The sequence below is a fragment of the Desulfotomaculum sp. 1211_IL3151 genome, from assembly GCF_036763075.1.
Taxonomy (GTDB): Bacteria; Bacillota; Desulfotomaculia; order Desulfotomaculales; family Desulfotomaculaceae; genus Desulfotomaculum.
Genome location: NZ_JBAIYV010000006.1, coordinates 43,103 through 60,524, shown reverse-complemented (window position 1 = coordinate 60,524; position 17,422 = coordinate 43,103). Strand labels below are relative to the sequence as shown.

The 17,422-nt window shown below is 42.9% G+C and carries 24 protein-coding genes; 16 read left to right on the top strand and 8 right to left on the bottom strand.

Going from position 1 to position 17,422, the window contains the following annotated elements; translation table 11 throughout:
* Window positions 1-132: 132 nt before the first annotated feature.
* Window positions 133-396 (bottom strand): ribbon-helix-helix domain-containing protein, encoded by a 264-nt coding sequence (locus V6C11_RS00890; RefSeq protein ID WP_333529193.1) that lies wholly within the window; start codon window positions 394-396, stop codon window positions 133-135.
* A 231-nt stretch (window positions 397-627) separates the two neighbouring features.
* Here V6C11_RS00890 and V6C11_RS00885 point away from each other — a divergent pair, with 231 nt between their 5' ends.
* Complete coding sequence (locus tag V6C11_RS00885) at window positions 628-936, top strand: helix-turn-helix domain-containing protein (protein WP_333529192.1); 309 nt, start codon at window positions 628-630, stop codon at window positions 934-936.
* A gap of 176 nt (window positions 937-1,112) precedes the next feature.
* Here the strand turns inward: V6C11_RS00885 and V6C11_RS00880 are convergent, their stop codons facing one another.
* The 3 genes from V6C11_RS00880 to trkA all read right to left on the bottom strand — a co-directional run bounded on the left by V6C11_RS00880 (window position 1,113) and on the right by trkA (window position 4,098).
* Window positions 1,113-1,403, bottom strand: coding sequence for a zinc-ribbon domain containing protein (locus tag V6C11_RS00880; protein ID WP_333529191.1), 291 nt, complete (start codon window positions 1,401-1,403; stop codon window positions 1,113-1,115).
* Window positions 1,404-1,581: 178 nt separating this feature from the next.
* Window positions 1,582-2,529: an NAD(P)H-dependent flavin oxidoreductase gene (locus V6C11_RS00875; RefSeq protein ID WP_333529190.1), complete on the bottom strand. Its 948-nt coding sequence runs from the start codon at window positions 2,527-2,529 to the stop codon at window positions 1,582-1,584.
* Between the two features lie 219 nt (window positions 2,530-2,748).
* Complete coding sequence (gene trkA / locus V6C11_RS00870) at window positions 2,749-4,098, bottom strand: Trk system potassium transporter TrkA (RefSeq protein ID WP_333529189.1); 1,350 nt, start codon at window positions 4,096-4,098, stop codon at window positions 2,749-2,751.
* A gap of 217 nt (window positions 4,099-4,315) precedes the next feature.
* Here trkA and V6C11_RS00865 point away from each other — a divergent pair, with 217 nt between their 5' ends.
* The gene (locus tag V6C11_RS00865; protein ID WP_333529188.1) at window positions 4,316-5,725 is read left to right on the top strand and encodes an NAD-dependent malic enzyme; all 1,410 of its coding nucleotides are present in this window, start codon (window positions 4,316-4,318) and stop codon (window positions 5,723-5,725) included.
* Window positions 5,726-5,815: 90 nt separating this feature from the next.
* Here V6C11_RS00865 and V6C11_RS00860 read toward each other — a convergent pair whose 3' ends face one another.
* From V6C11_RS00860 to V6C11_RS00850, 3 genes are read right to left on the bottom strand one after another with little or no spacing between them, the layout of a single operon-like run.
* Complete coding sequence (locus V6C11_RS00860) at window positions 5,816-6,388, bottom strand: manganese catalase family protein (RefSeq protein WP_333529196.1); 573 nt, start codon at window positions 6,386-6,388, stop codon at window positions 5,816-5,818.
* Window positions 6,389-6,406: 18 nt separating this feature from the next.
* Complete coding sequence (locus tag V6C11_RS00855; protein ID WP_333529195.1) at window positions 6,407-6,661, bottom strand: spore coat protein CotJB; 255 nt, start codon at window positions 6,659-6,661, stop codon at window positions 6,407-6,409.
* A 30-nt stretch (window positions 6,662-6,691) separates the two neighbouring features.
* Window positions 6,692-6,991, bottom strand: a complete 300-nt coding sequence (locus V6C11_RS00850; RefSeq protein ID WP_333529187.1) for a spore coat associated protein CotJA — start codon at window positions 6,989-6,991, stop codon at window positions 6,692-6,694.
* A 250-nt stretch (window positions 6,992-7,241) separates the two neighbouring features.
* Here V6C11_RS00850 and V6C11_RS00845 point away from each other — a divergent pair, with 250 nt between their 5' ends.
* The 3 genes from V6C11_RS00845 to V6C11_RS00835 all read left to right on the top strand — a co-directional run bounded on the left by V6C11_RS00845 (window position 7,242) and on the right by V6C11_RS00835 (window position 10,164).
* Entirely contained in the window at window positions 7,242-8,675 is a 1,434-nt protein-coding gene (locus tag V6C11_RS00845; RefSeq protein ID WP_333529186.1) for a glucose-6-phosphate isomerase, read from the top strand.
* An 80-nt stretch (window positions 8,676-8,755) separates the two neighbouring features.
* The gene (locus V6C11_RS00840) at window positions 8,756-9,088 is read left to right on the top strand and encodes a hypothetical protein (protein ID WP_333529185.1); all 333 of its coding nucleotides are present in this window, start codon (window positions 8,756-8,758) and stop codon (window positions 9,086-9,088) included.
* A gap of 434 nt (window positions 9,089-9,522) precedes the next feature.
* Window positions 9,523-10,164, top strand: a complete 642-nt coding sequence (locus V6C11_RS00835) for a rhomboid family intramembrane serine protease (protein WP_333529184.1) — start codon at window positions 9,523-9,525, stop codon at window positions 10,162-10,164.
* Between the two features lie 56 nt (window positions 10,165-10,220).
* Here the strand turns inward: V6C11_RS00835 and V6C11_RS00830 are convergent, their stop codons facing one another.
* Complete coding sequence (locus tag V6C11_RS00830) at window positions 10,221-10,550, bottom strand: YmaF family protein (protein WP_333529183.1); 330 nt, start codon at window positions 10,548-10,550, stop codon at window positions 10,221-10,223.
* Window positions 10,551-10,741: 191 nt separating this feature from the next.
* Between V6C11_RS00830 and V6C11_RS00825 the strand changes: the two genes are divergently transcribed.
* From V6C11_RS00825 to rimI, 11 genes are all read left to right on the top strand, one after another.
* The gene (locus V6C11_RS00825) at window positions 10,742-11,197 is read left to right on the top strand and encodes an N-acetyltransferase (RefSeq protein ID WP_333529181.1); all 456 of its coding nucleotides are present in this window, start codon (window positions 10,742-10,744) and stop codon (window positions 11,195-11,197) included.
* A gap of 16 nt (window positions 11,198-11,213) precedes the next feature.
* A complete protein-coding gene (locus tag V6C11_RS00820) occupies window positions 11,214-11,588 on the top strand; it encodes a zinc ribbon domain-containing protein (RefSeq protein WP_333529180.1) in 375 nt (124 codons plus the stop codon).
* Window positions 11,589-11,711: 123 nt separating this feature from the next.
* On the top strand, window positions 11,712-12,227 hold the full coding sequence (ilvN, locus tag V6C11_RS00815; protein ID WP_333529179.1) for an acetolactate synthase small subunit: 516 nt from the start codon (window positions 11,712-11,714) through the stop codon (window positions 12,225-12,227).
* Window positions 12,228-12,291: 64 nt separating this feature from the next.
* The gene (locus tag V6C11_RS00810; protein ID WP_333529178.1) at window positions 12,292-12,567 is read left to right on the top strand and encodes a CopG family ribbon-helix-helix protein; all 276 of its coding nucleotides are present in this window, start codon (window positions 12,292-12,294) and stop codon (window positions 12,565-12,567) included.
* A gap of 7 nt (window positions 12,568-12,574) precedes the next feature.
* On the top strand, window positions 12,575-12,925 hold the full coding sequence (locus V6C11_RS00805; RefSeq protein WP_333529177.1) for a type II toxin-antitoxin system PemK/MazF family toxin: 351 nt from the start codon (window positions 12,575-12,577) through the stop codon (window positions 12,923-12,925).
* 185 nt (window positions 12,926-13,110) lie between these two features.
* On the top strand, window positions 13,111-13,815 hold the full coding sequence (locus tag V6C11_RS00800; protein WP_333529176.1) for a gamma-glutamyl-gamma-aminobutyrate hydrolase family protein: 705 nt from the start codon (window positions 13,111-13,113) through the stop codon (window positions 13,813-13,815).
* A 26-nt stretch (window positions 13,816-13,841) separates the two neighbouring features.
* Window positions 13,842-14,999: an amidohydrolase gene (locus V6C11_RS00795; protein ID WP_333529175.1), complete on the top strand. Its 1,158-nt coding sequence runs from the start codon at window positions 13,842-13,844 to the stop codon at window positions 14,997-14,999.
* Window positions 15,000-15,124: 125 nt separating this feature from the next.
* Window positions 15,125-15,532 carry a response regulator gene (locus tag V6C11_RS00790; protein ID WP_333529174.1) on the top strand — a complete coding sequence of 136 codons (408 nt, stop codon included), beginning with the start codon at window positions 15,125-15,127 and terminating at the stop codon, window positions 15,530-15,532.
* A gap of 172 nt (window positions 15,533-15,704) precedes the next feature.
* On the top strand, window positions 15,705-16,214 hold the full coding sequence (gene tsaE / locus V6C11_RS00785; RefSeq protein ID WP_333529173.1) for a tRNA (adenosine(37)-N6)-threonylcarbamoyltransferase complex ATPase subunit type 1 TsaE: 510 nt from the start codon (window positions 15,705-15,707) through the stop codon (window positions 16,212-16,214).
* Window positions 16,195-16,899 carry a tRNA (adenosine(37)-N6)-threonylcarbamoyltransferase complex dimerization subunit type 1 TsaB gene (gene tsaB, locus V6C11_RS00780; RefSeq protein ID WP_333529171.1) on the top strand — a complete coding sequence of 235 codons (705 nt, stop codon included), beginning with the start codon at window positions 16,195-16,197 and terminating at the stop codon, window positions 16,897-16,899. The genes tsaE and tsaB overlap by 20 nt, the downstream gene beginning before the upstream one ends.
* A gap of 8 nt (window positions 16,900-16,907) precedes the next feature.
* A complete protein-coding gene (gene rimI, locus V6C11_RS00775) occupies window positions 16,908-17,381 on the top strand; it encodes a ribosomal protein S18-alanine N-acetyltransferase (RefSeq protein ID WP_333529170.1) in 474 nt (157 codons plus the stop codon).
* The last annotated feature ends 41 nt before the right edge of the window (window positions 17,382-17,422 follow it).

Sequence of the window (17,422 nt, the reverse complement as noted above, 5' to 3'; positions counted from 1 at the left end):
CTGTATGCCCAACGAGTAGCGCAGTACACTTTATAACGTCAAATCACACTTGGTAAGCCGTATGCCTTAGTAGGGCACGTACGGTTTGATGAGGGGGAAGCCAGGAGACTGGTTTCCCTACTCTATTTTACATCATCGTTTATACCTCCCCATATCCAATAGAGAACTATAATAATCTAGGTCGGATAAAGCCAGATCATTATTCACTTCCGGGGCAACGGATTTGTTCTCTGGGGGAATGATTACACTGGCCATATCTTTTTTAATTAGTAGGCGGATATACTGACTACGGTTGGTTTCTTCAAAGGAGTTTCGGTTAATTTGGGAGATTTTCCTATCCAAATATTCAATTAAGTCTTCCGGGATACTAATGGTTATGGTTTTATGTCTACGCAAAATAAATACCTCCCTTACCATATTCTTAATATATCTTATGTATCTGTAACAGTATTAAATAACCAAAAGTGGAAATTGCGTCTAAAAATAAGCTCAAATCCAGGTGCAAAGCTTTTTAACCTTTGTAACATCCAAATTATTTGACAAATGTATAAGAAAATTTACCACTCATACCTCTGGAGTGAAAACAAATAATATAAATAGGATTTTTAATAAGGAGGCATCAGCAAAGTGTATAGCCCAAAAGAATTAGGCCTCAAAGTAAAAAGAGCCCGGGAACATAGGGCCAAACGAAGTGGACAAGATTTTACCCAAAAAATGCTTGCCTTTAAGATCGGGGAAACATCAAAATGGGTTCAAAAGCTTGAAAAGGGACAATTTTATCCTGAATGGGAACCGTTAAATCTTATCGCGGATACCTGTGGTGTTTCGATTGAATTCTTGATGGGTGAAGGGTTTGAGGAAGAGGTCGATTATGAAGAAGCTATTAGAGGTGGTGAGATTTCAAGAAAAATATATCAAGAAGAATTATCCCTATAAATAGTTAAACGCCTTCCAGGCGTTTTTTTTTAAGCACAATCAGATAGTATAAGACGCTTATGCCGCTGGTGGGCACCATCCGAACAAGGATAATAGAAAGCTATTATCCGGATAGAAAAGCATTCGCTTTTCTAATAAAAAACCGAATGCTTATCCGCACTCGGTTAATTAACTAATTATTGTCTTACGCGGTTAAAGCAATCGCGGCAATAAACCGGCTTGGTACCACTGGGTTGAAAAGGTACCTGTGTGGTGCAGCCACATTCATCACAAACTGCTTCAAACATTTGACGCTGGGGACGATATCCCTCGTTGCCTTGCATCCGTTGCTTACGTGCTGCACGGCAGGAAGGGCAACGGGAAGGATCATTCTGAAAACCTTTTTCAGCAAAGAATTCTTGCTCACGAGCAGAGAATACAAATTCTGCGCCACAATCACGGCATGTTAGATTTCTGTCGGAAAACACCAAATATCTCCTCCGAATAAATAATCTCCCTAAATTCTCCGGGGCCAACCATACGAACTACCGATATCCTGACACCGATCCATTTTTCGGGAGGAGATAGCCAAGTCAGCGCAGTAAAACTTAGAGGTATATTAAGTATACCCCCCATAAAAGGAAAAATCAATCAATTCTTTCAATACTAGGCATTATTGAACTCTGAAATTAATTGGTTAAAAATAACCTTAACAGGTAAAATATCCTTTATCTTACTAACATTTTGGCCACAGAATACAAGCCCATCGTCAATTTTTCCATCACGGCTGTTCATCAAGGCTTGCATAATGCAGAAGGATTTAGAACAATGCTTTAAACAAGCCCCACATTTTTCTGGTTTCGGAGCGTCATCATTAAAAAACCGTGTAACAAAATTATTTTTTAATGCCCTACCGGGTAGACCAACGGGGCTAAGGATTTCCACTACGTCATCGGCGGTAGAATTTATGTAGAGTTTCTTAAAGGCATCGGAAACAGTACATTCTACACTGGCGACAAAACGAGTGGCCATTTGAACACCGTCTGCTCCCAGGCGAATCATTTCTGCAATGCCTTTGCCGTCGACAATACCGCCGGCGGCAATAACCGGAATTTTAACGGCTGCTCTAACCTCAGGCAGGATTTCTTTAACGGAACGATCGGTTCCCAAATGTCCGCCGGCTTCGGTGCCTTCTGCTACCACTGCTGCAGCACCTAATTTTTCTGCCATTTTAGCAACCTTTCCGGAAGAAACAATGGAGACAATGGCAGTATTGGATTCTTTGCCCCAACCAAAAATATCCCTGGAAAACCCAGCACCAGTAAAAATAATATCAATTTTTTCTTCAATGGCAGCATGCACAATTTTAGAAAACTCCCTGGCTGCGTACATGATATTTATACCAATGATACCGCTGGGGGAGATTCTGCGGGCTTCACGGATCTCATCCCGTAGTTCTTGTTCTTCCATACCGGTGGCACCAATGACACCTATACCGCCAGCTTCCGCAACAGCTCCGGCCAGCGGAGCGGTTGAAACTCGAACCGCCATACCCCCTTGGATGATAGGGTATTTTGGAGTAAATTTACCAATTGTAAGGGTGGGGAATTTCACTTCTATTGCTCCTTCCTAATATGCCGTAAAAAATCACACTAACTTTATTAAAACAAAAAAAATGTCAATTTGCAAATAATTTATAACTTAGATCAAAAAATTAAGGTATCTTTAGTATTGCACATTTGGAAAATTTTAACGCATAACGAAAAGTAAAAAAACCTACTAAAAGATGGCCCGCGCTAAAAGACGATAGCAAGTTGTGGTTATTAATAAATATTATTTTCCTCCCACACCAAATAGCTTTTCGATGGTGCTTAATGGATGTCCCATGGCAAATACAACAATTCTATCATCGGCCAAAATCTTTTCCGTACCCTCGGGGATAATGGCATGATTGCCCCTTAAAATTGCACCCACGATAATGTTTTTTGGCAAACCCAATTTGGCCAATGGTTTACCAATAATACGACTGCTGGAGGGAACAATTAATTCCGCCACCTCTGCCTTGCCATTTAACAGCATAACCAATGATAATAGCCTGCCGCCCTGGATAAAGCGAACAATTTCCGAGGCCGTAATTAAACGGGGACTAACGGCAGCATCCACACCAAGGGTTTCGACAATGGGTGCATAACTGGCTCGACTAACCTTAGCCACCACCATTTTAGCCCCCATTTGTTTTGCTAACAAAGATATTAGCAAATTTTCTTCGTCTAAACCGGTCACAGCAACAAAACCGTCTGTTTCCTCAATGCCTTCCCGGTTTAGTAAATCCACATCGGTACCGTCGCCATGTAAAATAAGAGCTTCCGGTAATCTTTCAGCCAACTCCTGGCATCTATTGTAATCCTGTTCAATAACCTTCACTGCCATACCAAGGGAACAGAGCCTGTTTCCTAAGTAATAGGCTAAGCGGCCGCCACCAAGGATCAAAACGCTATGCATCTTTTTCTGGCGGCATTTTTTAACCTTTGATACCAAAGTGTCAATACTGCTGGGTAACCCCAATACATAAAGGGTGTCACCCGGTAAAACGATGTCCATACCACCAGGAACGATCATACCTCCCCGGCGGGAAATAGCAACAATTAAGCAGGAAGGCGGCATATCTAAATCTTTAATATGTTTATTAACAAGGTGAGGCATTTTTTCATCCACAGCAATATCGGCCAATTGTACTTTGCCTTGACCGAAGGGCTCGGTGTGAACGGGCAAGGCCATCGTCAGCATACGAACAATTTCCCGGGCCGCTGCAAATTCCGGGTTGACGATTAAATCAAGTCCCAAATCCTCTCTAGAAAAGGAAGAATCCATGGCATAATGGGGGTCCCGTACCCGGACAATGCACTTGGAGATGCCCAGTCGTTTACCTGTCATACCGGCAATAATGTTAACTTCATCGCTGCTAGTTACAGCTAACAAATAATCACTGTCAACCACATAAGGATCCCTTAGTACCTGAGCGGTGGTTCCATTTCCCTTTAAAATCATAACATCCAGCTGTTCGTCCACCCTTGCCAGCTTAGTTTCATCCTTATCAACCACCAGAACATCGTGGCCTTCTTCACATAAACGGCGGGCTGTCTCAAACCCTACTTTTCCAGCACCGATAATGGTAATTTTCATAATAATCGGCCAACCCCTCGGTAGTTAATTTTATATAATACTGTAATACTGTATCGTTAGGAAAAAATCAAGAACTATTTTTAGAAATTTACCTAATAAAAATTCAAAATAGGATTATAATTAATTTTAGGTTTTTATCTGTAATATTTTTAAGAAATGCAGCTATTCATTCCATGGAAGCACGGCAGCAAAAACATAACAAAGTGAGGTTTTCAACATGGTACTTTCTCCTAATGTAACGATCAGAATAAAACTACCTAACAGACCTGGCAATTTGGCTCAGGTACTAAGTATTATTGCCTCAGAAGGTGGCAGTCTTGGTGCCATTGATTTGGTTTCGGCTACTCCTTCCCATACAACCAGAGAGTTGATGATACGCCTGGAGGATAAAAGCCATCTTGACACGATGTTGGCTACACTGAAAGAATTTCCCTTTGTCCAAATTATTCATGTGGCGGATAGAGTTTTTACCAGGCATTTGGGTGGTAAAATTGAGATAAATGCTAAAAGACCCGTTCAAAACTGGGAAGATCTGTCCCTGGTGTATACTCCGGGAGTGGCACTAATATCGGAAACTCTAGCGAAAGAACCGGATATGGCCTATTCATTAACGATGAAAGGTAATACAGTGGCCATTGTTACGGATGGTTCTGCCATATTGGGATTGGGCAACCTGGGGCCGACGGCTGCTTTGCCGGTGATGGAAGGAAAGTCCGTGTTATTTAAACAGTTTGCCAATGTTGATGCGGTGCCTATTTGTCTTGATGTACATGAACCCCAGCAGATTATTGATGCAGTGGTAGCCCTGGCACCGGCCTTTGGCGGGATCAATCTAGAGGATATTGCTGCACCTAAGTGCTTTGAAATTGAAGAGAAACTAAATGAACTGCTGGATATACCAGTTTTTCATGATGACCAACGTGGTACCGCCACCGTAGCCCTGGCAGGATTGATCAATGCCCTTAAGGTAGTAGGAAAGCGACTAGCCGAAGTTAAGGTCGTACTAAGTGGGGCTGGAGCTGCTGGTATGGCTATCTGTAAAATGCTAAAGGTTGCGGGGGTAAGTGACATCATTGTTTGTGACAGAAATGGGGCCCTTGCCCGAGATGTTCCAAACAAGCAGCCAGCAAAAATTTGGCTGGCAGAAAATACAAATGAAGAATGTATTCACGGTAGTTTAAAAGAGGTTATTAAGGATGCCGATGTTTTCATCGGGGTTTCAGGACCGGGGTTACTGAGTCGGGAGGATATCCTTAATATGTCTGAAAAACCGATTGTGTTTGCTTTGGCTAACCCGGAACCGGAAATAGAACCAGAGAAGATCTATGATATTTCAGGGGTTATTGCCACTGGCAGGTCTGATTACCCCAATCAGATTAACAATGCCCTGGCTTTCCCTGGCATCTTCCGTGGCGCATTGAACAGTCATGCCAAAACCATTAGTAATGAAATGTGTCTTGCTGCAGCCTATGCCTTAGCCCGTATTGTGGGTGAAGAGCAGCTAAATGCTGAAAATATTATTCCTTCCGTGTTTAATGAGGAAGTTGCTGCAGCAGTGGCAAAGGCTGTTGAAGAAGTGGCAGAGCAAACGGGAGTGGCTAGGAAGGTCATTACGAACATAGAATAAAAGACCAAGACGAAAAGGGGTTTCCGTGGCTGGAGCACGGAAACCCTTTGGCATGTAACGAGAGGCTATCAAAGGGGGGGTCAAAGGCGTTTAGTAAAACTTCTTTTGCTTCATATGTTCCTGAACATCCATTAGAGTTTCACCAAAGCGTTGGAAGTGTACAACTTCTCTTTCCCTAAGCCAGCGTAAAACATTGGTTACTTCTGGGTCATCCGACAACCGGATTAGGTTTTCATAGACTGCTCTGGCCTTTTGTTCGGCTGCTAAATTTTCGTGCAGATCGGCAACCGGGTCGCCGGTGGCGGATACATAGGCGGCAACCCAAGGAACCCCATTGGGATCTTGCCAAAACAATGCTTTGCCGTGGGTGGCATAGTGTCCTCCTAAATCCGCAGCTTTTATTTGATCAACGGAGGCACCTTCCAATAATTTGTAGACCAGAGTGGCAACAATCTCCATATGGGCCAGTTCCTCGGTGCCGATATCCGTTAATACCCCTTTGGCTTTATTTGTAGGCATGCTATAACGCATATTTAAATATCTTAATGAGGCAGATAGCTCCCCTTCGGGTCCGCCATATTGAGTAATGACGTATTTGGCAAGGCGTGGATTGGGGCCACAAACTCTGACTGGTATTTGAAGCTTCTTTTCATATAGCCACATACTCACAAATCCTTTCCGTTAATATTTAATTTCCCAGGGCCAGGGGGTTTCAACCCATCTCCAGCAGTTACCCACATTTGGCGAAAAACCAAAATTAATCAGTGGGCCGCACATCTGCTCGTAGGCATGTTTACACTGCATCAATTGTTGATGAATCTGATTAAATTGTGCCAGTGATTCCTGGCAATCAGGGTGAGTGTCTAAGAAAAGGTTTAATTCAACGGCAGCAAATTCTAGTTGCATAATTTGCAGAAGGAGTTGATTTTGAGGCATAGCATTAAGATCCACCGTATTCACCTCCAGTTATTTATGGGGATAGGGATAGGGTCTATAAAGGTCGGGATAAAGGGTTCCGACTTCAAGTGCTTTTCTCAGGTCAAATTGTGGGCTGCCACAGGGTTGAATGAGGATATAGGCCTGGGCCAGAACCATTCCAGGGAAGGGTGTCCCAGGGCAAAAACCTGGTTGTGTGCCGGGCATATTGGGGAAAGGAGGGTTCATATTTGGGAAACCGGAGTACCCCATACCTGGCTGACCAGCCACTGGTCCCATTGATGCCGCCTGGGCCTTAGCTTGATCATTTTTTTTGTCATCCTTGGACATATTCATACCTCCAGACTTAGATTTTATAAAGCTCTTTCTGCTACCACATTATGTAAAAATAGCCGTAATGTTACAGATTTAATAAAAAAGGATATCCGATGAGGTTTCATAATCCTGGTTCTTTGCCTAACAAAGCATATATTTTTGGACAATAGCATCAGAAAATGGGGTAAACTATCACAATATTTACGGAGGAATTATTAGGTTTGTTATAGTAAAATATAGAAAGTATTTTCTGAGGAGGTTTGTGATGATGAGGTATCAGCAACCCCAGTGGCAGGATGAAATGAAGCTTATTATTGATTTTAACAATATGATGGAGGAATTTGTTGGCTCAGAGGAAGGGTTTAGTAAAGAGCATATTGATGCTATGGCTGTGAAAATTTCCCAAGCACATCAAAACATGGTAGCTAAAGGGACCAGGGGAGAAATGGATTGGAGAAAGCTACCCTTTGAACAAGCGGAAGTTGTTCGGGATATTCTAGGGACAGCCCAAGAATTACGTACCTGGTGTGAAAATTTTGTGGTGCTGGGAATCGGGGGGTCTGCCCTTGGTCCGTTGGCAGTGCAAACTGCCCTTAATCACCTGCATTATAATGAGTTGCCTGCGGAAAAACGTCGGGGTCCTAGATTCTACGTTTTGGATAACGTAGATCCCGAACGGGTTCATGATCTCCTTGATATTATTGATCCTGCCAAGACGGTCTTTAATGTGATTAGCAAATCAGGCAGCACATCGGAGACGATGGCACAGTTTATGATTGTTTATAAGTTATTGCAAGAGAAAATTGGCCATCCGTATGCCAAACACATGATTGCCACCACCGATGCCGAAAAGGGAAATTTGATTAAGATTGCCCAACAGGAGGGCTTTAAGACCTTTATTATTCCTAGGGGTGTGGGTGGACGTTTTTCCGAACTCTCCCCGGTTGGCTTACTGGCGGCGGCGGTATGCGGCATTGATATCCAAGAGCTATTAGCTGGAGCTGCTTTTATGGATAAAATTTGCCAGGGGGAAGATGTTTACCAAAACCCAGCCTACATGTTGGGTACGCTACAGTATCTAGCCCTGCGTAGAGGTAAGAATATCTCAGTAATGATGCCCTATACGGATTCATTAAAATATTTTGCCGATTGGTATGCCCAGCTTTGGGCGGAAAGTCTAGGCAAGCGCACGGACCTAACTGGAGAAGAAGTATTTGTTGGTCAAACGCCTGTTAAGGCCCTGGGAACCACAGATCAGCATTCACAGGTGCAGTTATACACGGAGGGGCCTTTTGATAAAGTTGTTACCTTTTTAGCAGTTGGTCGATACCGTAAGGAATGTAACATTCCCAAGGTCTTCGAGCAAATTCAGGGAATAGCCTTTTTGGGAGGGCATACACTTTCTGAACTAATTACGGCGGAGCAAATGGCTACGGAATATGCTTTAATGAAATCCCAGCGCCTTAATTTTACCATTACCTTACCGGAGGTAAATTCCTTTACCGTTGGACAGTTAATCCAGTTACTTGAAATCGAAACAGCCTTTACGGGGGAACTGCTCAAGATTAACGCCTTTGACCAGCCCGGCGTAGAGGAAGGCAAGAATGCCACCTATGCCTTACTGGGTAGACCAGGCTATGAAGATAAAAAAGCGGAATTAGAAGCCCGCCCCGTAAAGAAAAAAGAATTTATCATTTAATATGCAAAGAATGAGTCCAGTGAAATGGCGGCATGCTAGAATTAGAAAACTTAACATTTGAAAGAGACGGAGGAGAAACGATGCAACGTCTGCCGGAACAAGATTTTTATGTTTACAAAACACCGGGTGAAGAAGTCCATAAAATTATGGTGGGGGATATTGAAGGCAAACGCCTTAAAGCATTCGCCAAGCTAGAAACAGCGAACGGCAAAATTTCCTATAAGATATTCACTGAAGATGCCGACCAAAGGATGCAAACCCTTGTGGAAGGTGAAGGTACTGCAGCGGATTTTGAACGAGAGGTGCAAAGGATAGGGGAGCAGTATCTGCAGCCCATTGGTGAGGCCTGGCGGGAAGTACAGCCCAAGTATATGAAAGACTTTAACCCTTTAAATCCATGTCCCAAGCATTAGCGTGAGAACGATCCTGAAAAATGGCCATGAGCCAGGGGCCTGAGGCTTTGAACCATCAGCCATTAGTCATCAGCTTGTCATCCTGAGCGATAGCGAAGGATCTTTTCGGCATGGAAAGGTTAGCCCTAAGATCCATCGCTATTGCTTAGGATGACATTAAATTTTTATTCTTTTGCTGTGCTATTAAAGGCTGAAAGTCTTTTGGTTATGGACGAAGGGCTGACGGCTGATGACGTAAGGACCATGGCTCATGGCCCAGGGAATTTTAATAGATGCCATATAATCATGAGGTGTATTAATAAAGGGGGGGCGTCGCTTCTTACTAAAAAAGTATTATTGCGACCCTCCCCTATTATTTTTCTAAAATATTATGACGCTGCCATAAATCTAAACATAATATGATATATAATATTTAAAAACTGGAGGTTAAACGTGTGATTCCCTTAAAGGATAATATCCCTTCGAGGAGATTTCCTCTGGTTACGGTAACCCTTATAATAATAAATACCTTGGCCTGGTTGTTTGAGTGGTCCTTGGGTCCCGCCATGGAAAACCTTATTTTTACCTTTGGTGTTACCCCGGCAGAATTATTTAATTATGGATTAGATGGACAGCTGCTTCTAATGACCACGGCAATGTTTTTACACGGTGGTTGGCTGCATTTTTTGAGTAACATGCTATACCTATGGATCTTTGGGGACAATGTTGAGGATCGCATGGGAAAATTTCGCTTTTTATTGTTCTATCTCCTTACCGGTTATATTGCAACGCTAACCCATGTTTTCTCTGATCCCACTTCAACTTCACCACTGATTGGTGCCAGTGGTGCCATCGCTGGTGTATTGGGAGGATATTTTGTTTTGTTTCCCCATGCCAGGGTGCTTACCCTAATTCCGATATTTATTTTTATTCAAGTTATTCATATACCGGCTTTATACTTTTTAGGATTTTGGTTTCTCTTGCAAATATTGAATCAAACCTTCCAAGGTGCCCAGTCAGTAGCCTTTCTTGCCCATATTGGTGGCTTTGTCGCGGGAGCCTTAATGGTTAAACTTTTTCAAAAGTATAGGGATTAAGGTAAAAAACCCTGACGTTAAAAAACGACGGGGTTTTTGCTATATAAGTATCTTATTTAGAAAATCCTAGAGGCACCGAAGAAATTGTGAGTATGGTCATCCGCAGCACAAGGTAGTGTGCAACCACAAATAGTATGATAGTGTTGGGTTTCTGAAACCCATATCGGGGGACCGGTGATACCTTTTATTTGATGGTTATGAAGATTTAAAAAGGAGCAGTGTGTTATGAATATTTCGTGGACATGGTCTAGCTCAGAACAGTTGGGCAAAATAATTTCCTGCCCGGTAACTCCTGAAAAACTATGGCTATGGTTTTCATCTGTCATGGTGCTACCAGTGAATAGGTGCTGATGTAAGGGGGTGGGGTTAGCAACAACCACTGACATATAAGCTTTCCTCCTTCCTGGTTCATTTTATGTGTAGATTTTACTTCGGGTTCCCGCCTAAACCGTATTTCTTACAATAATATTTTTAAAATCATTCGTGAAATTTGTTGAATATAGCAGGTTATCTGTACAATAAAGCGAATACAACTGATATATTACAATATATATTCTTATTACTAAGGGGTGTAACAGTGCTTATAAGGAAAGCCAAAATATCTGACGTAGAGGATATACATAAATTAATTACCCATTATGCAGCAGAAGGATTAATGTTGGCTCGGGCACGCACGTTTCTTTACGAGGGGATAAGAGAATTCTCTGTGGTAGAAATAGACAATAAGATTGTGGCTGCAGGTTCACTACATGTTCTTTGGAGTGACCTTGCTGAAATAAGAGCATTGGCAGTGGCACCGGAATATTTACGCCAAGGGCTGGGGAAGTCCCTGGTGCAGGTTTTTTTAAAAGAAGCAAAGGAACTGGAATTACCCAGAGTGTTCTCCCTTACCTATAAGCCGGGTTTTTTTGCTAAGTGTGGCTTTCACTTAATTGATAAGGAGATGTTACCTCAAAAGGTTTGGAAGGAATGCGTTAACTGCCCCCAGTTTCCCAACTGTGAAGAGAGTGCAGTTATTTTAGAACTGGCCTAAAAAAGGAGGTAGAAGGATGGAATTCATTAAAAACATTAGTGAAAAAGCAAAAGATATTGGGGAAAAGGCAAAGGGAATAACTAAAAAATCCGGAGAATTGTTGGAAGTCACCAAAATGCGTTATGAAATTAGTAAGCTGGAAAAAATTATTCTAAACAACATTGAGGCTATTGGCGAGCTTTATTACCGTAAGTTTAAGGGCGAAGAGCAACTGGTGGAGGAAATAGAAAGACTGTGTCAAAGTACCAAGGGTATTGAAGAAGAAATTCAGAACTTTAAGGAACAAATAGATAAATTGTCACCTAAACCACCTGCTTGCCCACAGTGTAATACAGAGTTACCGGAGGAAGGTAAATTCTGCCCAAACTGTGGTACCAAAGTTGTCGAATAGCATTACCACATTTTACATACATTTATATACAGGGATATAGAACGTGTGTGTAGAAAAAATAACTCTAGCCGCTATAACAGAGTGTTAAAATATAGTGGTCTTGGGGGATAAGGAGAGTTATCTATGAGACATAGCTTGGCCGTTCTAGTATTAAACAAGCCTGGGGTTTTGGCAAGAATCTCTGGGTTGCTCAGTCGCCGGATGTTCAATATCGAGAGTATTGCTGCGGGTTATACGGAAGATCCTAATATTACCCGAATTACTTTGGTGGTTCAGGGTGATGAAAATATCCTTTATCAGGTGGTTAAGCAGCTTAGTAAACTGGTGGATGTTATTAAAATTCATGAATTGGCTGTTTCTGATTCCATTGACCGGGAGTTGGCTCTAATTAAAGTAAGAGCCGATGAGCCAAGCCGGCGTGCCGACATTGTAAATATTGTAGATATTTTCCGAGCCAATGTTGTCGATGTAAACAATGAAACAATGGTAATTGAGTTAACCGGCAATGAGGAAAAAATTGACGCCCTTTGTAATATGCTTCTGGAACACGGCATCGTTGAAATGGTGCGTACAGGGAAGATTTGTCTGGATAGGGGACCAAGTGCTGCTAAGGATGCCCCGGACAATGATCTAACATAATTTACCCACTTTTGGGTATATATTTAACATATAGTATTAAGTATGGAACAAGGGGGTCCGGTAGGTGTCACAAGCACAGGTTAAACGAATCATGATTAGCCTACCCGACAGTCTGCTGGAAGAAGTAGACAATATCGTCGAGGAAGAAAGAGTCAATCGCAGCGAGTTTATTCGGGAGGCAATGAAATTATATATTGCTGAGCGTAAACGTCGCCTTTTAAGAGAGCAAATGAAAAAAGGCTATTTGGAAATGGCTAAATTGAATCTGACGTTGGCCATAGAATACCAGCATATCGAAAATGTTTCCAGTGGTTTTGGGCTGGCCAAAGCGGAGGGATAAAACTTTCATGCAAATCCGACGGGGAGATGTTTTTTATGCTGACCTTAGCCCTGTGGTCGGATCTGAACAGGGAGGCATTAGGCCGGTATTAATTTTACAAAATGATATTGGGAACCAATATAGTCCCACTACCATTATTGCTGCTATTACTTCGCAAATTGCCAAAGCAAAACTGCCTACCCATGTAGAAATTCTTGCCAAAGTTAGTGGGTTGGAGAAGGATTCGGTGGTACTTTTGGAACAACTAAGGACCATTGACAAAAGCAGGCTATTTGAGAAAGTATCCTCCTTAAACGATGATTTGATGAATAAGGTAGATCAAGCAGTTGAAATTAGCCTTGGGCTGGTGGAAATCTAACAGTGTAATGAATACACTCCGCTAAGGGGTGTATTTTTATTAACCATCACCGTTAGTCATTGGCTGTTAGCTTATGGCTAGGGGTATTTCGGCTATTAGCCAATTCATGTCATCCTGAGCGACAGCGAAGAATAACGAAGTTTTCATAAGCAAAAAAAGCTGACGGCTACAAAAGGAGGTTTGAGATGGTTCCGATCATTGGCATTACCAGTTCCTATGATGAGCAAAACCACAATATATTATTAAGACAGTATTACGTAGAGGCTGTGGAGGCAGCTGGGGGATTGCCAGTAATTTTACCTTCCATTTTGTCGGAAAACAACGCAAAATCCTTGTTAAAGTCCATGGACGGCATTATTTTATCGGGTGGTGTTGATGTTGATCCTCTTTTATTTGGTGAGGAGCCGCAACCAAATATGGGAGAGATTTGCCCGGCAAGGGATAAATTCGAACTGGCCCTTACCCGTCTGGCTCTGGCCCAGGATTTACCGCTGCTGGCCATTTGCCGAGGCATTCAGGTACTTAATATTGCGGTCGGGGGTAACATTCTGCAAGATATCGGGACGGCGATTCAAGACCCGGTAAAACATAGTCAACAAGCCCCCAAATGGTATGGTACACATACCATCAATATATTACCTGGCAGTCGCTTGGCGGAGATTTGGGGGGAGAAAATCGTGGTCAATTCCTATCATCATCAGGCTGTTGGTACAGTGGGGGAAGGTTTTGTTGTTAATGCCCGGTCCCTAGATGGTGTAGTGGAAGGGATTGAGAGTTTAAACCACTCTTTTGTACTGGGGGTACAGTGTCACCCAGAATGCATGTGGTATAAAAATGAACGTGTTTTTGAATTGTTTAAGCGCTTTATTCAGGCTTCAAAAAATAACTAACTGGTTTATGAAGGCGGGGAGTATTGATGCTGGCGATTATCAATGGAACAGTGTATACCATGAACGGACCGACTATACCCAAAGGGATTGTCCTAGTCGATGACGGGAAAATACTGCAGGTGGGATCCGATATAGATTTGCCCAAGCAAGCTGAAATCATTGATGCCACAGGTAAATTTGTCATGCCAGGGCTAATTGATGCGCACACCCATGTTGGCATAATGGAGGAAACCTATCGCATAGAAGGGGACGACACCAATGAAACAGCGGACCCCGTAACACCCCATTTGAGGGCCGTCGATGCAGTAAACCCGGCTGATCTAGGTTTTCTGGATGCCCTGGCAGGGGGGGTTACCACCGTGGTTACGGGGCCTGGCAGTGCCAATATCATAGGTGGCGAAATGGTTATTATGAAAACCGCAGGAATAGTCGTTGATGAAATGATTATACGTTTTCCTGCAGGACTAAAATGTGCACTCGGTGAAAATCCGAAGCGGGTTTATGGAAACGGTAATAAGATGCCGGTTACCCGGATGGCCTCGGCGGCCCTGCTTAGGGAAACTTTGGTGGCGGCCCAAACCTACCAGGAAAAGATCCACAGGGCAGCTAAGGAAAACTCGCTGCCCCCGGAGAGGAATTTAAAGATGGAGGCTGTTGTTCGGGTATTACAGAGGGAAATCCCCTTGCGCGTTCATGCTCATCGGGCAGATGATATTATGACCGCCATTCGAATTGCTAAGGAATTTCAATTAGAACTGGTGATAGAGCACTGTACGGAAGGGCATTTAATTGCACCCCAGTTAGCTGCAGCCGGCGTGAAGGCTATCGTGGGACCCATCATTAGTAACCGAGCCAAGGTTGAACTGATGAACAGAAGTTTGGCAACGGCCATGACTTTATATGATAAGGGGATACCCTTTGCCATTATGACGGATCATCCGGTTGTACCAATTAATTTGCTAAGTTTATCGGCCAGCCTAGCTGTCAAAGGAGGACTGCCAGAAGAGGAGGCCCTCAAGGCGATTACGATAAACGCAGCTAAACTATTGAACATTGACGATCGGGTGGGATCACTGGAAACTGGCAAAGATGCAGATGTTATTATTACTGACAAACCATTATTTGACCCAAAACATCAAGTTGAAAGGGTTTTTGTAAATGGCTGTCCTGTACTGGCGATATAGGAAAAATTTCCTAAAAAAATTTATTTCTTAGAAGGATTTGGCAAACTCCCGTCGAAACACAGTAGTAAATGGTAATATGTACCTAATATGGAATTATGTCACATAATGTCGGGAGGAGTAGAAAAATGAAACCTAAACTGGATGTTTTAATTGTAGATGATCAAGCGGGGGTGCGTTATCTACTCGAAATATTGGTAAAAGAATCGGGGCACAGGGTTTATACGGCACAAAACGGTGTCGAAGCGGTGGATCAAGTTCGTATGGTTAAACCAGATTTAGTTTTCATGGATGTAAGAATGCCTATTATGGGGGGGTTAGAGGCCCTCGGCAAAATTAAAAAGATTGCTCCTCTGACAGAAGTAGTTATGATGACAGCCTATAGTGCCGAAGATACAGCAACCATTGCTATTCAAAAGGGTGCTATGAAGTGTATGAGTAAACCCTTCGATGTCGAAGAGGTTAAAAATTTGTTGGATAAATTACCGATGAATGAGGATTCCTATCAACAAAGTTGTATTGAAAACTATGCGTAAGTAGCATAGTTTTATTTTTTTATGGAAAAGTTGCTTTGACAGGATTCGGATCTTGGATATAATAACCATAGTTTGTCAATAAAGGGGTTTTTGATTTTATGTGTTCGGCTGATTGGAAAAAATAGATAGGGGATGCCCTTTATGGTCGGGTAGGTTTTAGATTTTAGATGGAATGAATGAAGGTGAAATAGAAACGATGGAAAAGTTTAATATCAAAACCCATTCTCCGGAGGAAACAAAATTATTAGGGGAAAAGTTGGCGGCTTTTTTGATGGCTGGAGATATCCTATGTCTTAACGGAGACCTTGGGGCAGGGAAAACAGCCTTTTCTCAGGGAGTGGCCAAGGGACTAGGCATTAGCAATACCGTAACAAGTCCGACCTTTACCTTAATTAACGAATATGAAGGAAGATTGCCTCTCTATCATTTTGATGTCTACCGTTTGGGTGGTCCAGAGGATATGGAGGATTTGGGCTATGAAGATTATTTTTATGGACAAGGTGTGTGCCTGGTTGAGTGGGCTGAAAGGGTAAAGGAGGTTCTGCCTGGGGAAAGGTTAAATATAAATTTATTTAGGGGTTCAAATGCTGAGTCAGTCCGCAGCATTTGTTTTGAACCTGTGGGAAGTCGTTATTTGCAGCTAGTAGAGGAGTTGACTAAACTTGTTTGTTCTAGGAATTGAGGCAGCAACACCAGTGGCTGGGGTAGCTGTGGTAGAGGATGGACGAATTTTAGCGGAACGTCTGGTAAACAACCGACGCACCCACTCAGTTAATTTATTGCCTATGATTAAGGCTGTTATCGAGGAAGCAGGAATTACCCCTAAGGAAATAAATGGGGTGGCGGTTTCCGCTGGGCCTGGTTCCTTCACAGGTTTGAGAATCGGCATGACCACAGCTAAAACCCTTGCTTGGATTTGGCAAATCCCGGTTATTGGGGTGTCCACCTTAGAAGCCTTGGCTTTGCCTTTGGTTGCCAGGGATCAAATCCTTTGTCCAATACTAAATGCACGTAAAAATGAAGTTTATGCCAATATCTTTAAGGGGAGAGTTGGGCGACCGGAGAATTTGTCGGGGCCCCTGGCCATTCGTATTTCCGAGTTAGTACAAAGGTTAGATAAATGGCCGGGGAAGATCACTTTTATAGGGGATGCTGTGCCAGTTTATCAAGAAGAAATACAAACTCTAATGGGGGATCGGGCAGCATTTGGCCCACAGGCTAGCCAACTGCCCAGGGGTGCTGCGGTGGCTGAATTAGGCTACCTGGAAATGGTAGCTGGGGGTGGCGTATTGCCTTTGGAACTTAAGGCCGACTATATCCGTTTATCCGAAGCGGAGGTAAAGTTAGCCGCAAAATGCGGGAAGTAGGTGAAGCTATGGATTATAGGCTGGTGGAGATGAAAATTGAACATATTCCGGGAGTTCTGAAAATTGAGCAGGTGTCTTTTCCAACGCCCTGGACCCAGCAATCCTTTACCTATGAAATTACTCAAAATAATTTTGCTTGCTATCAGGTAGCTTTAGACAAAGAAGAAAAAGTGGTTGCATATGCTGGTATGTGGCTTGTTCTTGACGAAGCACATATTACAAATGTTGCTGTTCAGCCTAATTGCCGGGGGAATCAGCTAGGTAAGGTTTTAATGCTGGAAATGATGCGTCAGGCAGTTATGAGGGGTGCCGTGCGTATGACCTTAGAAGTAAGGCCTTCAAACTATATAGCCCGTAAGCTATACGAGAAACTGGGCTTTAAGGAAAGAGGGCTCCGCAAAAAGTACTATACGGATACAAACGAGGACGCCATTATTATGTGGATGGATCTTGTGAAATTCCCAGATTATGGCCCTGAATAGCCCTTAGCTATTAGCGAGGGACCTTTCCGGCAGGGAAAGGG